The organism is Pantoea sp. LS15, assembly GCF_012241585.1.
Lineage (GTDB): Bacteria > Pseudomonadota > Gammaproteobacteria > Enterobacterales > Enterobacteriaceae > Enterobacter.
In genome coordinates this window covers 1-18,368 of record NZ_JAAVXA010000017.1, presented here as the reverse complement: position 1 = coordinate 18,368, position 18,368 = coordinate 1, and the positions used below count along the sequence as shown (strand labels likewise).

At 54.1% G+C, this 18,368-nt stretch carries 17 protein-coding genes and 2 tRNA genes; 7 read left to right on the top strand and 12 right to left on the bottom strand.

The window, feature by feature from the left end; translation table 11 throughout:
• The first annotated feature begins 142 nt into the window (after positions 1 to 142).
• The gene (rhlB, locus tag HED65_RS19805) at positions 143 to 1,408 is read left to right on the top strand and encodes an ATP-dependent RNA helicase RhlB (RefSeq protein ID WP_114979855.1); all 1,266 of its coding nucleotides are present in this window, start codon (positions 143 to 145) and stop codon (positions 1,406 to 1,408) included.
• A 6-nt stretch (positions 1,409 to 1,414) separates the two neighbouring features.
• Positions 1,415 to 2,899, top strand: a complete 1,485-nt coding sequence (gene gppA / locus HED65_RS19800; protein ID WP_114979854.1) for a guanosine-5'-triphosphate,3'-diphosphate diphosphatase — start codon at positions 1,415 to 1,417, stop codon at positions 2,897 to 2,899.
• Between the two features lie 55 nt (positions 2,900 to 2,954).
• Here the strand turns inward: gppA and rep are convergent, their stop codons facing one another.
• Positions 2,955 to 4,979 (bottom strand): DNA helicase Rep, encoded by a 2,025-nt coding sequence (rep, locus tag HED65_RS19795; protein ID WP_114979853.1) that lies wholly within the window; start codon positions 4,977 to 4,979, stop codon positions 2,955 to 2,957.
• Between the two features lie 112 nt (positions 4,980 to 5,091).
• Here rep and ppiC (HED65_RS19790) point away from each other — a divergent pair, with 112 nt between their 5' ends.
• Both ppiC (HED65_RS19790) and ppiC (HED65_RS19785) read left to right on the top strand, forming a co-directional pair.
• On the top strand, positions 5,092 to 5,373 hold the full coding sequence (ppiC, locus tag HED65_RS19790; protein WP_114979893.1) for a peptidylprolyl isomerase PpiC: 282 nt from the start codon (positions 5,092 to 5,094) through the stop codon (positions 5,371 to 5,373).
• Positions 5,374 to 5,422: 49 nt separating this feature from the next.
• On the top strand, positions 5,423 to 5,704 hold the full coding sequence (ppiC, locus tag HED65_RS19785) for a peptidylprolyl isomerase PpiC (protein ID WP_008501570.1): 282 nt from the start codon (positions 5,423 to 5,425) through the stop codon (positions 5,702 to 5,704).
• Between the two features lie 85 nt (positions 5,705 to 5,789).
• Here the strand turns inward: ppiC (HED65_RS19785) and ilvC are convergent, their stop codons facing one another.
• Positions 5,790 to 7,265 carry a ketol-acid reductoisomerase gene (gene ilvC, locus HED65_RS19780; RefSeq protein WP_021242831.1) on the bottom strand — a complete coding sequence of 492 codons (1,476 nt, stop codon included), beginning with the start codon at positions 7,263 to 7,265 and terminating at the stop codon, positions 5,790 to 5,792.
• A gap of 152 nt (positions 7,266 to 7,417) precedes the next feature.
• On the opposite strand from ilvC, the gene ilvY reads away from it, so the two are divergent.
• The gene (gene ilvY / locus HED65_RS19775) at positions 7,418 to 8,308 is read left to right on the top strand and encodes an HTH-type transcriptional activator IlvY (RefSeq protein WP_028018214.1); all 891 of its coding nucleotides are present in this window, start codon (positions 7,418 to 7,420) and stop codon (positions 8,306 to 8,308) included.
• On the opposite strand, the gene ilvA is transcribed toward ilvY, so the two are convergent.
• The 7 genes from ilvA to ilvL all read right to left on the bottom strand — a co-directional run bounded on the left by ilvA (position 8,305) and on the right by ilvL (position 14,855).
• Complete coding sequence (gene ilvA, locus HED65_RS19770) at positions 8,305 to 9,849, bottom strand: threonine ammonia-lyase, biosynthetic (protein WP_108091187.1); 1,545 nt, start codon at positions 9,847 to 9,849, stop codon at positions 8,305 to 8,307. The two genes, ilvY and ilvA, sit on opposite strands and share 4 nt — an antisense overlap.
• 2 nt (positions 9,850 to 9,851) lie before the next feature.
• Positions 9,852 to 11,702 (bottom strand): dihydroxy-acid dehydratase, encoded by a 1,851-nt coding sequence (gene ilvD, locus HED65_RS19765; protein WP_114979852.1) that lies wholly within the window; start codon positions 11,700 to 11,702, stop codon positions 9,852 to 9,854.
• Positions 11,703 to 11,762: 60 nt separating this feature from the next.
• Entirely contained in the window at positions 11,763 to 12,692 is a 930-nt protein-coding gene (gene ilvE, locus HED65_RS19760; protein ID WP_021242827.1) for a branched-chain-amino-acid transaminase, read from the bottom strand.
• Between the two features lie 18 nt (positions 12,693 to 12,710).
• A complete protein-coding gene (ilvM, locus tag HED65_RS19755) occupies positions 12,711 to 12,974 on the bottom strand; it encodes an acetolactate synthase 2 small subunit (protein WP_114979851.1) in 264 nt (87 codons plus the stop codon).
• Entirely contained in the window at positions 12,971 to 14,617 is a 1,647-nt protein-coding gene (gene ilvG, locus HED65_RS19750; RefSeq protein WP_114979850.1) for an acetolactate synthase 2 catalytic subunit, read from the bottom strand. The genes ilvM and ilvG overlap by 4 nt, the downstream gene beginning before the upstream one ends.
• Before the next feature lie 2 nt (positions 14,618 to 14,619).
• Positions 14,620 to 14,670 (bottom strand): peptide IlvX, encoded by a 51-nt coding sequence (gene ilvX, locus HED65_RS22565; RefSeq protein WP_209313467.1) that lies wholly within the window; start codon positions 14,668 to 14,670, stop codon positions 14,620 to 14,622.
• Between the two features lie 86 nt (positions 14,671 to 14,756).
• The gene (ilvL, locus tag HED65_RS19745) at positions 14,757 to 14,855 is read right to left on the bottom strand and encodes an ilv operon leader peptide (RefSeq protein WP_001311244.1); all 99 of its coding nucleotides are present in this window, start codon (positions 14,853 to 14,855) and stop codon (positions 14,757 to 14,759) included.
• Positions 14,856 to 15,195: 340 nt separating this feature from the next.
• Here ilvL and HED65_RS19740 point away from each other — a divergent pair, with 340 nt between their 5' ends.
• Complete coding sequence (locus tag HED65_RS19740) at positions 15,196 to 16,716, top strand: YifB family Mg chelatase-like AAA ATPase (RefSeq protein WP_114979849.1); 1,521 nt, start codon at positions 15,196 to 15,198, stop codon at positions 16,714 to 16,716.
• Between the two features lie 25 nt (positions 16,717 to 16,741).
• Here the strand turns inward: HED65_RS19740 and HED65_RS19735 are convergent, their stop codons facing one another.
• A complete protein-coding gene (locus HED65_RS19735) occupies positions 16,742 to 17,080 on the bottom strand; it encodes a MaoP family protein (RefSeq protein WP_008501577.1) in 339 nt (112 codons plus the stop codon).
• A 118-nt stretch (positions 17,081 to 17,198) separates the two neighbouring features.
• Between HED65_RS19735 and hdfR the strand changes: the two genes are divergently transcribed.
• A complete protein-coding gene (gene hdfR / locus HED65_RS19730; protein ID WP_023309659.1) occupies positions 17,199 to 18,020 on the top strand; it encodes an HTH-type transcriptional regulator HdfR in 822 nt (273 codons plus the stop codon).
• A gap of 98 nt (positions 18,021 to 18,118) precedes the next feature.
• On the opposite strand, the gene HED65_RS19725 is transcribed toward hdfR, so the two are convergent.
• Positions 18,119 to 18,194, bottom strand: a tRNA-Trp gene (locus HED65_RS19725).
• A 55-nt stretch (positions 18,195 to 18,249) separates the two neighbouring features.
• Positions 18,250 to 18,326, bottom strand: a tRNA-Asp gene (locus HED65_RS19720).
• Positions 18,327 to 18,368 lie beyond the last annotated feature (42 nt).

Below are 18,368 nucleotides of genomic sequence, written 5' to 3'. Positions count from 1 at the left end.
ATAACTCCACAGGAATAAGCCTGGTACGTTGGTTTTGTCTCCACCAACGACGTGTTGATGTCGCATTAACCAACTAAAGGTTGACTTTATTTCACCGGATACGCTTTCGTAAAGCAATAGTAAGCTGATATTCTACCACACTATGAGCAAAACACATTTAACAGAACAGAAGTTTTCCGACTTCGCCCTGCACCCAAAGGTGACAGAAGCCCTTGAAAATAAAGGGTTTCATAACTGCACGCCCATTCAGGCCCTCGCGCTGCCGCTAACGCTGGCCGGTCGCGATGTTGCAGGGCAGGCGCAAACCGGTACTGGCAAAACGATGGCGTTCTTAACGTCAACGTTTCATTATTTACTTTCTCATCCAGCGATTGCAGACCGCAAAGTTAACCAGCCGCGCGCGCTAATTATGGCCCCAACGCGAGAACTGGCGGTACAGATCCATGCAGACGCTGAGCCCCTGGCGCAGGCTACCGGCCTGAAGCTTGGCCTGGCCTATGGCGGCGACGGCTACGATAAACAGCTTAAAGTGCTGGAAAGCGGTGTGGATATCCTGATCGGTACCACAGGCCGCCTCATTGATTACGCTAAACAGAATCACATCAACCTCGGTGCCATCCAGGTCGTGGTGCTGGATGAAGCTGACCGTATGTACGATCTGGGCTTCATCAAAGACATCCGCTGGCTGTTCCGTCGCATGCCTCCGGCAAATCAGCGTCTGAACATGCTGTTCTCCGCTACCCTTTCTTATCGCGTACGCGAGCTGGCGTTCGAGCAGATGAACAACGCCGAATATGTGGAAGTGGAGCCCGAGCAGAAAACAGGTCACCGTATTAAAGAAGAGCTCTTCTATCCATCCAATGAAGAGAAAATGCGTCTGCTGCAAACGCTGATCGAAGAAGAGTGGCCAGATCGCGCCATTATCTTCGCGAACACCAAGCACCGCTGCGAAGACATCTGGGGTCATCTGGCTGCCGATGGTCACCGTGTTGGCCTGCTGACCGGCGATGTGGCGCAGAAAAAACGCCTGCGCATTCTTGAAGAGTTCACCCGTGGCGATCTCGATATTCTGGTCGCAACCGACGTGGCAGCACGTGGTTTACACATTCCAGCCGTGACGCACGTCTTTAACTATGACCTGCCAGACGACTGCGAAGACTACGTACACCGTATCGGTCGTACCGGTCGAGCCGGTGCAAGCGGTCACTCGATTAGCCTTGCGTGTGAGGAGTATGCGCTGAATCTTCCAGCCATTGAGACTTACATCGGTCACTCCATTCCGCAGAGCAAATACAATCCGGAAGCGCTGTTAAGCGAACTGCCGCCGCCTAAGCGCCTTACCCGAGCCCGCTCCGGCAATGGTCCGCGCCGCTCTGGCGCACCGCGTAATCGTCGTCGTTCAGGTTAAGAAAATATGCTCAGTTCCACCTCGCTTTATGCGGCAATTGATCTCGGTTCGAATAGTTTTCATATGCTGGTTGTGCGCGAGGTGGCGGGAAGCATACAAACGCTGACGCGTATTAAGCGCAAGGTCCGCCTCGCGGCGGGCCTGAGCAGCGATAACCACCTCTCTCATGAAGCCATGGAACGTGGCTGGCAGTGTCTGCGGCTCTTTGCTGAGCGTCTGCAGGATATCCCGCATTCCCAAATTACCGTTGTCGCCACAGCGACGCTCCGCCTGGCGGTTAACGCCGTAGATTTTATTGCCAAAGCGCAGGAAATTCTGGGGTGTCCGGTTCAGGTTATCAGTGGTGAAGAAGAAGCCCGCCTGATCTATCAGGGTGTTGCACACACGACAGGGGGTGATGATCGCCGTCTGGTCGTGGATATCGGCGGTGCCAGCACCGAACTCGTGACCGGTACCGGCGCACAGGCAACGTCACTGTTCAGCCTCTCGATGGGCTGCGTGACCTGGCTTGAGCGCTATTTCACTGACCGGAATCTGGCGAAAGAAAACTTCGACGAGGCGGAGAATGCCGCACGCGAGGTGTTACGCCCGGTCATGGATGAACTGCGTTATCACGGCTGGAAAGTCTGCGTGGGTGCTTCTGGCACTGTGCAGGCTTTGCAGGAAATCATGATGGCGCAGGGAATGGATGAGCGGATTACGCTTGCCAAACTTCAGCAACTGAAACAGCGAGCTATTCAGTGTGGGCGGCTTGAAGAGCTTGAAATTGAAGGCCTGACGCTTGAACGTGCGCTGGTTTTTCCAAGTGGGCTGGCCATCCTGATTGCGATTTTCACCGAGCTGAACATTCAGTGTATGACGCTGGCTGGCGGCGCACTGCGAGAAGGCCTGGTCTATGGGATGTTGCATCTGTCGGTTGATCAGGACATTCGCAGCCGTACTCTGCGCAACGTGCAGCGTCGTTTTCTGGTTGATATCGACCAGGCGGGTCGCGTGGCGCAACTGGCATCACGCTTCGCTGATCAGGTTGCCACCGGCTGGGATCTTGACCCTTTGAGCCGTGATTTATTGCTGAGCGCCTGCGCGCTACATGAAGTGGGGCTGAGCATTGATTTCAAACAGGCCCCTGTTCATGCGGCCTATCTGGTACGTAACCTCGATTTACCGGGCTACACACCTGCACAGAAAAAGTTGCTGGCAACGCTGCTGCTGAACCAGACCAACACTGTTGACCTCTCCTCTTTACATCAGCAGAACGCCGTACCGCCACGCGTGGCCGAGCATCTGTGCCGTCTGCTACGTCTGGCGATTCTGTTTGCCAGTCGCCGTCGTGATGATTTGCTACCTGCCATCAATCTGGTCGCTGATGGCGAGAAGCTTTCGCTGACGTTACCGGAAAACTGGATTGATAATCATCCCCTTGGGGCAGAGATGATCGAACAGGAGTGCCAGTGGCAAAGTTATGTACACTGGGTTCTTGAAGTGAAGTAATTCCCTGAGCATTGCCGGGTGGCGGCTTCACCTTACCCGGCCTAAAAATAAATATTTATCCTTTCTCTTTGGCTTTCGCCAGCATGGCGCGAATGTTCGCCACGTTAGCCTGCCCCTTGTGCATCCGCTCTTCTGCCGTAATCACTTTGCGCTCCTGCTCCCAGATCAGATCGTCCTGCGGTAGCTCCAGCAGGAAACGACTCGGCTCCGGGCGCACCAGTTCGCCATACTGACGGCGCTCTTTGCACAGTGTGAATGTCAGCTCTTTCTGCGCACGGGTGATCCCGACATAGGCCAGACGGCGTTCCTCGTCGACGTTATCTTCATCAATGCTGCTCTGGTGCGGCAGCAAACCTTCTTCCATACCGACCAGATATACATACGGGAACTCCAGTCCTTTTGAGGCGTGTAACGTCATAAGCTGAACCTGGTCAGCCTCTTCCTCGCTCTCCCCACGTTCCATCATGTCGCGAAGGGTAAAGCGGGTGACCACCTGAGTCAGGGTCATCGGCTCATCTATCTCCGAACCTTCCAGCATTTCGGTCATCCAGCTGAACAGCTGGTTAACGTTTTTCATCCGCATCTCAGCGGCTTTCGGGCTGGCTGAGGTTTCGTACAACCAGGATTCGTAATCAATACCGTGAATGAGATCGCGAACTGCCGCGACAGGTTCACGTTCCGCAAGGCGCTGCACCTCTCCCAGCCAGTGGGTGAAACGGGTTAACGAATCGTAACCACGTCCGGTCAGCATCTGACTCAGCCCCATATCGAAGCTGGCGGTAAACAGGCTTTTGTTGCGGGTCATCGCCCATTCACCCAGTTTTTGCAGCGTGGCCGGGCCAATCTCGCGCTTCGGGGTATTCACGATACGCAGGAAAGCGCTGTCATCATCCGGGTTGGTGAGCACACGCAGATATGCCAGCAGATCTTTGATTTCAGGACGTGAGAAGAACGACGTACCGCCCGAGATCTTGTACGGAATGCGGTTTTGCATCAGCATCTTTTCAAAGACGCGCGACTGGTGGTTACCGCGATAGAGGATCGCGTAATCCTTATATTCGGTTTTATTAACGAAGTGGTGGGCAATTAGCTCGCCGGTAACGCGTTCAGCCTCATGCTCTTCATTGTTGGCACTGAGCACTTTAAGCTCTGTGCCGTAACCCAGTTCGGAGAACAGACGCTTCTCAAACACATGCGGGTTATTGGCGATCAGGATATTCGCCGACTTGAGGATACGCCCGGAAGAACGGTAGTTTTGCTCCAGCTTAATCACCTGCAACGCAGGAAAATCTTTGCTTAACAACACCAGGTTTTGTGGACGCGCACCGCGCCAGGAGTAAATTGACTGGTCATCGTCACCCACCACAGTGAAACGCGCGCGCTGCCCCACCAGCAGCTTCACCAGTTCGTACTGGCTGGTGTTGGTATCCTGATATTCATCCACCAGCAGGTAGCGGATCTTGTTCTGCCAGCGCTCACGCACCTCTTCATTACGCTGAAGCAGTAGCGTTGGCAGGAGGATCAGATCGTCGAAATCCAACACGTTACACGCTTTCATATGCGCATCGTACAGGCTGTAGCAGTGGGCGAAGATCCTGTCCCGTTCACCTTTCGCACCCGCTGCCGCCTGTGCAGGCGTCATCAGATCGTTTTTCCAGTTTGAGATCGTCGAGATCAGCTGTTGCAGCAGAACTTTGTCGTCTTCGATCAATCCTTCGGTGAGCTCTTTGAGCAACGCCACCTGGTCGGTGTCATCGAAAAGAGAGAAGTTGGACTTCATCCCCAGTGCGGCGTATTCGCGTTTAATGATATCCAGCCCCAGGGTATGGAAGGTGGAGATCATCAGCCCGCGCGCCTCTTTGCGCCCCAGCGTCTGGCCAACACGCTCTTTCATCTCGCGCGCTGCTTTGTTGGTAAATGTCACCGCCGCAATGTGGCGTGCCTGATAGCCACACCCACGAATTAAGTGGGCGATTTTGTTAGTGATCACGCGGGTTTTACCGGAACCCGCCCCTGCCAGCACCAGGCATGGTCCAGTGACGAATTCGACCGCTTGTTGTTGTCCAGGGTTTAAACGCATGGGAATATTGCTCAATCTTCGAACGGGGGATGGATTGTAGCAGAAAGCCGGGCGCAGATTTACCGGCTAATGATAAAGTGACGGAAACACGATGAATCCCGAGAGCAGAATCATGGTAAAGACCGCAGCAGCCCTGCACATTCTGGTTAAAGAAGAGAAACTGGCCCAGGAGATCCTCACCAAACTGGAACGTGGGATCAGCTTTGATCATCTGGCAAAGCGCTACTCCAAATGCCCATCCGGGCGTAATGGCGGTGATTTAGGCGAATTTAAACAGGGGGCAATGGTGGGGCCATTCGATCAGGCGGTTTTTAGCTGCCCGCTCCTGAAGCCTTACGGTCCGGTGAAAACCAAATTTGGCTACCATATCATTAAGGTGCTTTATCGCCGCTAACGCGTGTTATATTGCGCCCCAATTTATCTCAACCCATTAAGGCACAATCATGGCAAAAACAGCAGCAGCACTGCATATCCTGGTGAAAGAAGAGAAACTGGCTCTGGATCTTCTGGAGCAAATTAAGAACGGTGCCGACTTTGGTAAACTGGCGAAGAAGCACTCTATCTGCCCATCAGGCAAACGCGGTGGTGACTTAGGTGAATTCCGTCAGGGTCAGATGGTTCCGGCATTCGATAAAGTGGTCTTCTCTTGCCCGGTACTGGAGCCAACTGGTCCACTGCATACGCAGTTCGGTTACCACGTGATTAAAGTCTTGTATCGCAAATAAAAAGCCGGGTGGCGGCTACGCCTTACCCGGCCTACGTTTTAGCGTTTTGTAGGTCGGGTAAGCGAGGCGCCACCCGACAAGATTGTTAACCCGCTACTGCGATACGTTTCATATCGGTCATGTAGCCACGCAGTTTGTGACCCACTTTCTCGATCTGATGGCTGCGAATCGCTTCGTTTACATCACGCAGTTGCGCGTTATCAACAGCACCTTCTGCAATCGCTTTACCCAGATCACCCGTCTGCAGCGTAGTCATGAACTCTTTCAGCAGCGGTACGCAAGCGTAAGAGAACAGGTAGTTACCATACTCAGCGGTATCAGAGATAACCACGTTCATTTCGTACAGACGCTTACGGGCGATGGTGTTCGCAATCAGCGGCAGCTCGTGCAGTGATTCGTAGTACGCAGACTCTTCGATGATGCCGGAATCCACCATGGTTTCGAACGCCAGCTCAACACCTGCTTTCACCATGGCGATCATCAGTACGCCTTTATCGAAGTACTCCTGCTCGCCGATTTTACCTTCATACTGTGGCGCGGTTTCGAACGCGGTTTTACCGGTCTCTTCACGCCAGGTCAGCAGTTTCTTATCGTCATTCGCCCAGTCAGCCATCATGCCGGAAGAGAACTCACCAGAGATGATGTCGTCCATATGTTTCTGGAACAGCGGTGCCATGATGGTTTTCAGCTGTTCAGACAATGCGTAAGCACGCAGTTTCGCCGGGTTGGACAGACGGTCCATCATCAGGGTGATACCGCCTTGCTTCAGGGCTTCGGTGATGGTTTCCCAGCCGAACTGAATCAGTTTTTCAGCGTATGCAGGGTCAGTGCCCTCTTCCACCAGCTTGTCAAAGCACAGCAGAGAGCCGGCCTGCAACATACCGCACAGAATGGTCTGCTCGCCCATCAGGTCAGATTTCACTTCTGCAACGAAGGAAGATTCCAGCACGCCCGCACGGTGGCCGCCAGTTGCCGCTGCCCATGCTTTGGCAATCGCCATGCCTTCACCTTTTGGATCGTTTTCCGGGTGAACAGCAATCAGGGTTGGCACGCCGAAACCACGTTTGTATTCTTCACGGACTTCCGTACCCGGGCACTTCGGTGCCACCATGACAACAGTGATGTCTTTACGGATCTGCTCGCCCACTTCAACAATGTTGAAGCCGTGGGAATAACCCAGCGCCGCGCCGTCTTTCATCAGCGGCTGCACAGAACGCACAACGTCAGAGTGCTGTTTGTCTGGGGTCAGGTTAACCACCAGATCCGCCTGTGGGATCAGCTCTTCGTAGGTGCCTACTTTGAAGCCGTTTTCGGTCGCTTTACGCCAGGACGCACGCTTCTCAGCAATCGCTTCTTTACGCAGTGCATAAGAGATATCCAGACCGGAGTCGCGCATGTTCAGGCCCTGGTTCAGACCCTGCGCACCACAGCCGACGATGACCACTTTTTTACCCTGAAGGTAGCTCGCGCCATCAGCAAATTCGTCGCGCGCCATAAAGCGGCATTTGCCCAGTTGCGCCAGCTGCTGGCGCAAGTTCAGTGTATTAAAGTAGTTAGCCATGGGTGATACCTCGTGATGTTGTGTGTCTTATTGTTCGGTTCGCTGTTCAGCGAGAATGTACCCACATTACAACAGGAAATTCATTGCGGAAATTGATATATTCACAACGTCACGTTGCAATATCTGCAATGTAAAAAGGGGGAGTGAAATCAGTGGATTTACGCGATCTGAAAATGTTCCTGCATCTGGCGGAAAGCCGTCACTTTGGCCGCAGCGCCCGGGCGATGCACGTCAGCCCCTCCACGCTTTCACGACAGATCCAGCGCCTTGAGGAAGATCTCGGCCAGCCGCTGTTTGTGCGTGATAACCGTACCGTTACCCTCACGGAAGCGGGTGAAGAACTGCGCATTTTTGCTCAGCAAACACTGTTACAGTATCAGCAACTAAGGCACTCGATTGACCAGCAGGGGCCGTCACTTTCTGGCGAGCTGCATATTTTCTGCTCCGTGACCGCCGCCTATAGCCATCTCCCGCCCATCCTTGACCGCTTCCGCGCGGCACATCCGTCGGTTGAAATTAAACTCACCACCGGCGACGCCGCCGATGCAATGGAAAAAGTGGTAACGGGCGAAGCGGATCTCGCTATTGCCGGGAAACCCGAAACCTTGCCGGGTGCGGTGGCATTTTCAATGCTGGAGAACCTGGCGGTAGTGCTGATTGCCCCGGCACTGCCCTGCCCGGTGCGTAATCAGGTATCGGTGGAGAAACCGGACTGGTCAACGGTGCCGTTTATCATGGCCGATCAGGGACCGGTACGCCGCCGTATTGAGCTCTGGTTCCGCCGTCAGAAGATCAGCAATCCGTCGATTTACGCAACAGTCGGTGGCCATGAGGCGATGGTCTCAATGGTGGCGCTCGGTTGCGGCGTGGCGCTACTGCCGGAAGTGGTGCTGGAAAACAGCCCGGAGCCGGTACGTAACCGCGTGATGATTCTGGAACGCAGCGACGAGAAAACACCGTTTGAGCTTGGCGTGTGTGCACAAAAAAAGCGGCTGCATGAGCCGCTTATTGATGCGTTCTGGCAAATCCTGCCAAACCATTAACCCGCGAGGAAGAACCTGAACGCCGGGTTATGCGTCTCATCGTGACAGTCATAGCCCAGTTCGTTCAGCCGCGTTTCGAAATCAGGCTCATGTTCGCCCAGTTCAAACGCGGCCAGCACGCGACCATAGTCCGTGCCGTGGCTACGGTAGTGGAACAAAGAGATGTTCCAGTGCGTACCCAGCGTATGCAGGAACTTAAGCAGTGCGCCCGGAGACTCCGGAAACTCAAAGCTGAACAGACGTTCCTTGAGCGGTTTCGATGGACGTCCGCCAACCATATAGCGCACATGCAGTTTCGCCATTTCATCATCAGAGAGGTCAACAACGCTGTAGCCACCTTCGTGCAGCAGGTTGAGGATCTCTTTGCGTTCTTCCAGACCGCGACTCAGGCGCACACCGACAAAAATACAGGCGTCTTTGGCGTCAGCAAAACGGTAGTTAAATTCCGTCACTGAGCGGCCGCCGAGTAGCTGGCAGAATTTCAGGAAGCTGCCCTTCTCTTCCGGGATGGTCACCGCCAACAGTGCTTCCCGCTGTTCACCCAGCTCGCAGCGCTCTGAAACATAGCGCAGACCGTGGAAATTGACGTTAGCACCGGAGAGCACATGCGCCAGGCGTTCACCGCGAATGTTGTGCTGAGCGATGTATTTTTTCATCCCCGCCAGCGCCAGCGCGCCGGACGGTTCCGCCACCGCACGAACATCCTCGAACAGATCTTTCATCGCCGCGCAGATCGCGTCGCTATCAACCGTGACGATATCGTCGAGATATTCCTGGCACAGCCGGAAGGTCTCATCGCCGATGCGCTTAACCGCCACGCCCTCGGCAAACAGCCCGACGCGCGGCAGGTCTACCGGATGCCCGGCATCCAGCGCCGCCTTCAGGCAGGCAGAGTCTTCCGCCTCAACGGCAATCACTTTGATCTGCGGCATCAGCTGTTTGATCAGCACCGCCACGCCTGCGGCCAGGCCTCCGCCGCCGACCGGGACGAAAACACGGTCAAGATGAGCATCCTGTTGCAGCAGTTCCAGCGCCAGTGTGCCCTGCCCGGCAATCACCATCGGGTGATCAAATGGCGGCACCCAGGTAAAACCCTGCTGTTGCGCCAGTTCAATGGCTTTGGCCTTGGCTTCGTCAAAGTTTGCGCCGTGAAGCAGCACTTCGCCGCCAAAACCACGCACCGCATCCACTTTGATATCCGCCGTGGCGACCGGCATCACGATCAGCGCTTTCAGCCCTAAGCGAGCAGAGGAGAATGCGACGCCCTGAGCGTGGTTACCTGCAGAGGCGGTAATTACGCCGCGTGCTTTCTGCTCGTCGGTCAGCCCTGCCATCATCGCGTAAGCGCCGCGCAGCTTGAAGCTGTGCACCGGCTGACGGTCTTCGCGCTTCACCAGAATCACGTTGTCGAGGCGCGAAGAGAGCTTTTCCATTTTCTGCAGCGGGGTGACCTGCACCGCTTCATAGACTGGCGCACGTAGCACTGCCCGGAGATATTCCGCCCCCTCAGGGGCGGCAGATAAGGGTTGTGATTCGGCCATCATTAGCCCCCAAGTTTCGATTTATCGCGCACCGCGCCTTTATCTGCACTGGTGGCAAGGCTCGCGTAAGCACGCAGGGCGAAGGAGACTTCACGCTGACGATCTTTCGGCGTCCAGGCTTTGTCGCCGCGAGCTTCCTGCGCTTCACGACGAGCCGCAATTTCCTGGTCACTCAGCTTCAGCTGAATACCGCGATTTGGAATATCGATTTCGATCAGGTCGCCATCTTCGATAATGGCGATATTGCCGCCACTCGCCGCTTCAGGGGAAACGTGGCCGATAGACAAGCCGGACGTACCGCCAGAGAATCGACCATCAGTGATCAGCGCACACGCCTTACCGAGTCCCATGGATTTCAGGAAGGTGGTTGGATAGAGCATCTCCTGCATACCCGGCCCACCTTTCGGACCTTCGTAGCGGATCACCACCACATCACCTTCCACCACTTTGCCACCGAGAATCGCGTCTACCGCCTCGTCCTGGCTTTCATACACTTTTGCCGGGCCGGTGAATTTCAGGATGCTGTCATCTACGCCGGCGGTTTTCACGATACAACCGTTTTCCGCAAAGTTACCGTACAACACAGCCAGACCACCGTCTTTACTGTAGGCGTGTTCCAGCGAGCGGATGCAGCCTTCAGCGCGGTCATCATCCAGGGTATCCCAGCGGCAGTCCTGCGAGAATGCCTGGGTGGTACGGATACCTGCCGGGCCAGCGCGGAACATCTTTTTCACCGCGTCGTCTTTGGTCAGCATAACGTCGTACTGGTCCAGCGACTCTGGCAGCGACAGGCCAAGTACGTTTTTCACATCACGGTTCAGCAGCCCGGCGCGATCCAGTTCGCCGAGGATACCGATAACGCCACCGGCACGGTGCACGTCTTCCATGTGGTACTTCTGGGTACTCGGCGCGACTTTACACAGTTGAGGTACTTTGCGGGAGAGCTTGTCGATGTCGCTCATGGTGAAGTCGATCTCGGCTTCCTGCGCGGCGGCCAGCAGGTGCAGCACAGTGTTGGTGGAACCGCCCATGGCGATATCCAGCGTCATAGCGTTTTCGAACGCCGCTTTGCTGGCGATGTTACGCGGCAGCGCGCTGGCGTCGTCCTGCTCGTAATAGCGTTTCGTCAGCTCAACAATGCGTTTACCAGCGTTGAGGAACAACTGTTTACGATCGGCATGAGTCGCCAGCAGCGAACCGTTGCCCGGTTGCGACAGACCGAGTGCTTCGGTCAGGCAGTTCATGGAGTTGGCGGTGAACATCCCGGAACAAGAGCCGCAGGTCGGGCACGCGGAGCGTTCCACCTGCTCACTCTGCTCATCAGAGACTTTCGGGTCTGCACCCTGAATCATCGCATCAACCAGGTCGAGCTTGATAATTTTGTCGGAAAGCTTGGTTTTCCCTGCTTCCATTGGACCGCCGGAGACGAAGATCACCGGAATGTTCAGACGCAGGGAAGCCATTAGCATCCCTGGGGTGATTTTATCGCAGTTGGAGATACAGACCATCGCATCCGCACAGTGGGCGTTAACCATGTACTCCACTGAGTCGGCGATCAGCTCGCGAGATGGCAGTGAATAGAGCATGCCCCCGTGACCCATCGCGATACCGTCATCCACCGCAATGGTGTTGAACTCTTTCGCCACACCGCCAGAGGCTTCAATTTGCTCGGCAACCAGTTTACCCAGATCACGCAGGTGCACGTGACCCGGTACAAACTGGGTAAAGGAGTTCACCACGGCGATAATTGGCTTGCCGAAATCGGCGTCGGTCATTCCGGTGGCGCGCCACAGTGCGCGGGCACCCGCCATGTTACGGCCGTGGGTGGTGGTGGCTGAACGATACTTAGGCATGCTTTATTTACTCCCGTCTGACTATTTAATGGGACGGTGCGTGCCGTCCCAAATTTATACTTAGTGATTAACCTGATCCAACCAGCCGTATTTATCTTCTGTTTCGCCGGTGAAGAGGCCAAAGAACGCTTGCTGAATACGTTTGGTGACCGGGCCACAGCGGCCTTCGCCCACCTGGATACCGTCTACGCTGCGTACCGGCGTAATTTCAGCCGCAGTACCAGACATAAAGACTTCATCCGCCAGGTAGAGAGATTCGCGGGACAGAACCTGCTCGCGCACTTCGATACCCAGATCTTTCGCCAGCTTGATGATGGCGTCACGGGTGATGCCCGGCAGCGCGGACGAGGTAAATGGTGGCGTGAACAGAATGCCATCTTTCACTTCAAACAAGTTTTCGCCCGCACCTTCTGAGATGTAGCCATTCACGTCGAGGGCAATACCTTCCTGATAACCGTGACGGCGCGCTTCGCTACCGACCAGCAGTGAGGAGAGGTAGTTACCGCCCGCTTTAGCAGCGGTCGGGATGGTGTTTGGTGCCACGCGGTTCCAGGAAGAGACCATTGCGTCGATCCCCTGCTCCAGAGCTTCAGCACCCAGATAAGCACCCCATGGGAACGCGGCAATGATCACATCGGTGGTATAACCTGCTGGCGGGTTAACGCCCATCCCCACATCACCCACAAACACCAGCGGACGAATATACGCGCTGGTCAGGTTGTTCTTGCGAATCACCTCGCGGCAGGCTTCCATCAGCTCATCGACACTCTGGGAAACCGGGAAACGATAAATTTTGGCTGAGTCATGCAGACGCTGCATATGTTCACGATGACGGAACACCACTGGCCCTTTGTGAGAGTCGTAACAACGGATGCCTTCAAACACAGACGTACCGTAGTGCAGCGCGTGGGACATCACGTGGACCTTCGCGTCCTCCCAGCGAACCATCTCACCATTGAACCAAATGTAATCAGCTTTTTTTGTCGTCATTTTTTCGTCCTGTCACGCTTAAGCGCGGATTTGTTGTGATGTGGTTGTGCTCTGGCAGATGGCTACATGGGCAACATCTACCAGCTTTGATAACTGACTAAACAGTAATTCGACCGGGCGCGGGCTGGCAACGGTTAATTCGATGCTGATATTTTGCGCATCGGTGGCCGTCTCCATATTCATAGAGCAAATCTGAAAACCACGATGACGGACCACACGCAAAACGCGTTCTAAGATTTCTGGATTGAAGCGAGCCTGCACGGCGACCTGATGTTGCATCATGATAATTTCTCCAGCATTTGTGAGTTACTGGCACCTGGCGGTACCAACGGCCAGACATTCTCAAGCTCGTCGATTGAGACATGAAGCAGGTAAGGCCCTTCGCTTGACAGCATGGTGTCGAGTGCCGCTTCAACCTGGTCTTTACGGGTAATGTGCTGGCCAGGGATGCCAAAGGCGCTGGCCAGAGTGAGGAAATCGGGGTTATCGGTCAGGGTGGTTTCGCTGTAACGTTCCTGGAAGAACAACTGTTGCCACTGACGAACCATCCCTAAACGCTGGTTATCGAGTAACACGATTTTCAGCGGCAACTGCTTACGCTTCACGGTGCCCAGCTCCTGAACATTCATCATGAAGGAGCCGTCACCGGAGATACAGATAACGGTATCGTTCGGTCGGGCAACCTGTGCGCCCACAGCAGCTGGCAGACCGAAACCCATCGTTCCTAACCCGCTGGAAGTGATGAAATTTTCCGGGCGAGTGTAGGTCATGTGCTGAGCTGACCACATCTGATGCTGGCCCACGTCGGTGGTGACGACGCTGTCTGCAGGTTTACGATCGGACAACTGTTTCAACAGCAGCGGTGCGTAGATGGCCTCACCGGGGTGGTCGTAACGCCAGGCATGCTCAGTGCGCATGTCTGCAGCATGCTGACGCCATGCACGGATATCTAACGGTTGCTGCAAAGCGGGTAACAATATGTTGAGATCACCCTGCAGGGCGACGTGTGCCTGACGCAATTTGTTCATTTCTGCCGGGTCGATATCCATATGGATGACTTTGGCATTCGGCGCGAAGGTGTTCAGCTTGCCAGTGACACGGTCATCGAAACGCGCCCCTACGGCAATGAGCAGATCGCACTCCTGCACCGCCAGGTTTGCGGCTTTGGTGCCGTGCATCCCCAGCATGCCGAGGTAGTACGGATAGTCGGCATCTACCGCGCCCAGACCTTTCAGCGTGCAGGTCGCTGGCATCTGCGTTGTTGCGATAAATTCGCGCAGGGCTGGAACGGCCTGTGCCATGCCTACACCACCGCCGACGTACAGCATCGGCTGTTTCGCCTGTGCCAGCATCTGGCGCGCCTCTGCAACGTCCTCATGTGGAAACACATCGTCGCTTTCAACGGTGGAGAAGTGCGGTTCCAGATCACCGAGAGCCACCTGGATATCTTTTGGGATATCCACCAGAACCGGGCCAGGACGGCCAGAACTGGCAACAGCAAATGCTTCAGCCATCACGCGCGGCAACTCTTCCAGAGACTGGACGAGGAAACTGTGTTTGGTGCAAGCCAGGGATAAACCAAGCACATCCACTTCCTGGAAGGCATCGGTACCGATGAACGGAGAAGCGACCTGACCAGTGATTGCCACGACAGGAACAGAGTCGAGCAGTGCATCAGCCAGACCGGTGATCAGGTTGGTTGCCCCCGGTCCTGAGGTTGCCATGCAAACCCCAGTTTTGCCGGTAGCGCGCGCATAACCGATGGCTGCCATTGCTGCGCCCTGCTCGTGTCGGCACAACAGGTGTTCCACGCCGCCGTCATACAATGCATCGTAAATCGGCATAATTGCGCCACCCGGATAACCGAATACTGTCTCGACTCCCTGCGCGCGCAACGCATGTACTACCCACTGTGCCCCATTCATAGTTAGTTCCCCGTCATAAATCGGGAGAAACAGAATTTTGTGCTAGTACTCATTCTCTGCTCCTCGCTTAAGTTTTTTAGTCATAAAAAAACCCCCGGACCTTTCGGTGCGGGGGTCTTAGTTCGTTAAGGCTTGATTTCTAAGCCTTTCCTCGTCCAAGTGCAGCCCCGCACGGTGGGATAATAATCACCACCACGCTAATCACGACCAGGCTAATCACTCGTAGAAGGGCTGTCATTTTCTGTTCTTTTTGCATCTTGTTCGAAGGAATACCTAAAGAGGTATCACAGTTTTTAAATCAAACACAAGATTTATTTATGACCATTTTGATTAGCACGCAAATCATATTTCGAAAAATCATTGTTTTATATGAGAAAAACAGAGTGTGAATATTTTTCATAATTTCAAGCGTACTCAGGTCATCAAAACGAGCCGCTCTTTTTCTGCGAGAAGACTTCCGCTAAGACGAAATAGTTGCATTTTGTCGCCAAAAGCCTGGAACAGGCGTCGTAAAACACAAAACTGACACTAAAGATATGAGCGAGATACTGGCATAGTCGCCCCCCAAGGAGGTGCTTATGTCACTGTCAGTTGTTTATACGCGTGCGGCTATTGGAGTCAAAGCACCGCTGATTTCCGTAGAGGTCCATCTGAGCAATGGGCTTCCCGGATTAACACTCGTCGGTTTGCCGGAAACAACGGTGAAAGAAGCCAGAGATCGGGTACGCAGCGCAATCATCAATAGCGGTTATACCTTCCCCGCAAAGAAGATCACTATCAACCTGGCGCCTGCGGACCTGCCCAAAGAGGGGGGACGATATGATTTACCTATCGCTATAGCGCTTCTCGCTGCCTCTGAACAGCTTAATGCATCCAGGCTAGGCTCGTATGAGTTCATCGGTGAACTGGCGCTTACAGGGGCATTGAGAGGCGTTCCTGGCGCAATCTCAGGTGCGCTGGAAGCCATTCGTGCTGGTCGACAAATCATTGTTGCCAATGAAAATGGTTCCGAGGTGAGCCTGATAGCCGAAAAAGGATGCCTGATTGCAGGGCACTTGCAGGAGGTTTGCGCATATCTTGAGGGGCGACATGAGTTGTCAGAGCCTGAAGAAACAGGGGATCTCCTACCTGAAAGCCTGGACGATCTCAGCGATATCATCGGTCAGGAGCAGGGGAAACGGGCACTGGAGATTACCGCTGCCGGAGGGCATAACCTGCTGTTGATTGGTCCGCCAGGTACTGGGAAAACGATGCTGGCGAGCAGATTGAATGGTCTGCTGCCCCCACTCAATAACCATGAGGCACTTGAAAGCGCTGCAATATTTAGCCTGGTGAGTTCTGTGTCGTTACAAAAACAGTGGCGACGTCGCCCTTTCCGCTCTCCGCACCACAGTGCCTCACTAACAGCCATGGTCGGCGGAGGCTCTATACCGGGGCCGGGAGAGATCTCACTGGCCCACAATGGCATTCTGTTTCTTGATGAGCTGCCTGAGTTTGAAAGGCGCGTGCTGGATGCTCTGAGGGAGCCTATCGAATCGGGTGAAATTCATATCTCCCGTACACGTGCCAAAATAAGCTACCCCGCGCAGTTCCAGCTGGTTGCAGCAATGAACCCGAGCCCGTCAGGACATTATCAGGGTAATCATAATCGCTGTACGCCTGAACAGACGCTGCGATATCTGGGGAAACTCTCTGGCCCTTTTCTGGATCGTTTCGATTTATCCCTGGAGATCCCTTTGCCTCCCCCTGGCCTGCTCAGCCAGAGTAGCGTCAGAGGGGAGAGCACGGTAGAGGTTCGCGAGCGGGTTATCGCCGCTCAAGCCCGGCAGTATATACGTCAAAATAAACTGAATGCACGTCTGGATAATGCTGAGATTCGGCAGTTTTGCCAGCTAAAGGCTGAGGACGCAAACTGGCTGGAAGAAACATTGACGCGATTTGGGCTCTCAATTCGTGCGTGGCAGCGTCTCTTAAAAGTCGCCCGAACTATCGCCGATGTAGAAAGGTGTCATGAAATTGAGAGACAACATCTGCAGGAAGCGTTGAGCTATCGTGCAATCGACCGTCTGCTTTTGCACCTGCAAAAGTTACTGGCGTAAAAAAGGGGCCGTAGCCCCTTTCTTATTAGTCGTCAGACTCGGTGTAGTCTTCTGCACCTTCCATCTGCGGCTTACCGCCAGACAGCGTATGGAAGCGCTTTGGACGCTTAATGCGCGCCATGTACTTGATCCATACACGTTCCGCTTCAGACTGCGGCTCACGCTCACCACGGCAAACAGAAACAAACTGTTTTTCGTCTTCGGTAGCAGGTTCACGCTTACCCAGATCCAGCTCGTTAAAGGCATAACCATGGCGCTCAAGCAGTTGAGCTTCTTTGATGGTGAAATCGCCGTGACGAGAGAACCCGCGCGGATAATGTTTATTGTCGAAAAAACGATTAGTCGTCGTAAAGCTTTCCGCCATCCTACACGCTCCTAATTCTTTGGCCGAGCTATTTATGGCGCGGAGTATTAGTTACGCTTGACAGAGTGTAAAACAAAACATTTAAATCATAACGACAAATAATTTTGTGGAGAAAGATGTGGATACGGAATTGCTTAAAACTTTCCTTGAAGTGAGCAGAACACGCCACTTTGGGCGAGCAGCTGAAGCCCTTTACCTGACGCAATCAGCAGTCAGTTTTCGTATTCGACAGCTGGAAAATCAACTGGGTGTGAATCTTTTTACCCGCCATCGCAACAATATTCGCTTAACGCCTGCTGGTGAGAAACTACTGCCGTACGCAGAAACGCTGATGAATACCTGGCAGGCAGCACGTAAAGAGGTGGCACATACTTCGAGGCATAATGAGTTCTCGATAGGGGCCAGCGCTTCTCTGTGGGAATGTATGCTAAGCCAATGGCTTACCCGGCTGTATCATTCTCACGGCCACCTGCAATTCGAAGCCAGGATTGCGCAACGGCAGTCGCTGGTTAAACAACTTCATGAGCGCCAGCTTGATCTTCTGATCACAACCGAAGCCCCCAAGATGGACGAATTTAGCAGCCAGATTGTGGGCCAGTTTGGCCTGGCACTTTATGCGTCTGAACCTTCGATGATGAAGGCAGACCTGACCTATTTACGCCTGGAATGGGGGCCGGATTTTCAGCAGCACGAGACGGGACTGATTGCACCTGATGATGTTCCGCAGTTAACGACCAGCTCGGCAGAGATCGCCTGTCAGCAGCTGCCCCTGCTGAAAGGTTGTACCTGGTTACCTGTTCGCTGGGCAGACACTAAAGCAGGGCTGCACACCGTGATGGATTCCACCACGCTTACCAGGCCGCTGTATGCAATTTGGCTGCAAAACAGTGATAAGCAATCACAGATAAAAGATCTATTAAAAATCAATGTAATGGATTGATGCATCAGCCAGCAGGGATGCTGGCTGAAAATTAAGAAGAGAGTTTTCTGCAGTGTTTCAGGCAAAAAAAATCCTTTGCCGAAGCAAAGGATTCTATATGGCAGGGGCGGAGAGACTCGAACTCGCGACACCCGGTTTTGGAGACCGGTGCTCTACCAACTGAGCTACGCCCCTAAAGTTTTTTTTGCCATTAAGCCTGCCAACAAGGCAGGCTTAATGTCTTAATAAGTGGCGGAACGGACGGGACTCGAACCCGCGACCCCCTGCGTGACAGGCAGGTATTCTAACCGACTGAACTACCGCTCCACCGAAGACTGCTGTAACCACCGGATTTATGCACCGGCTTAC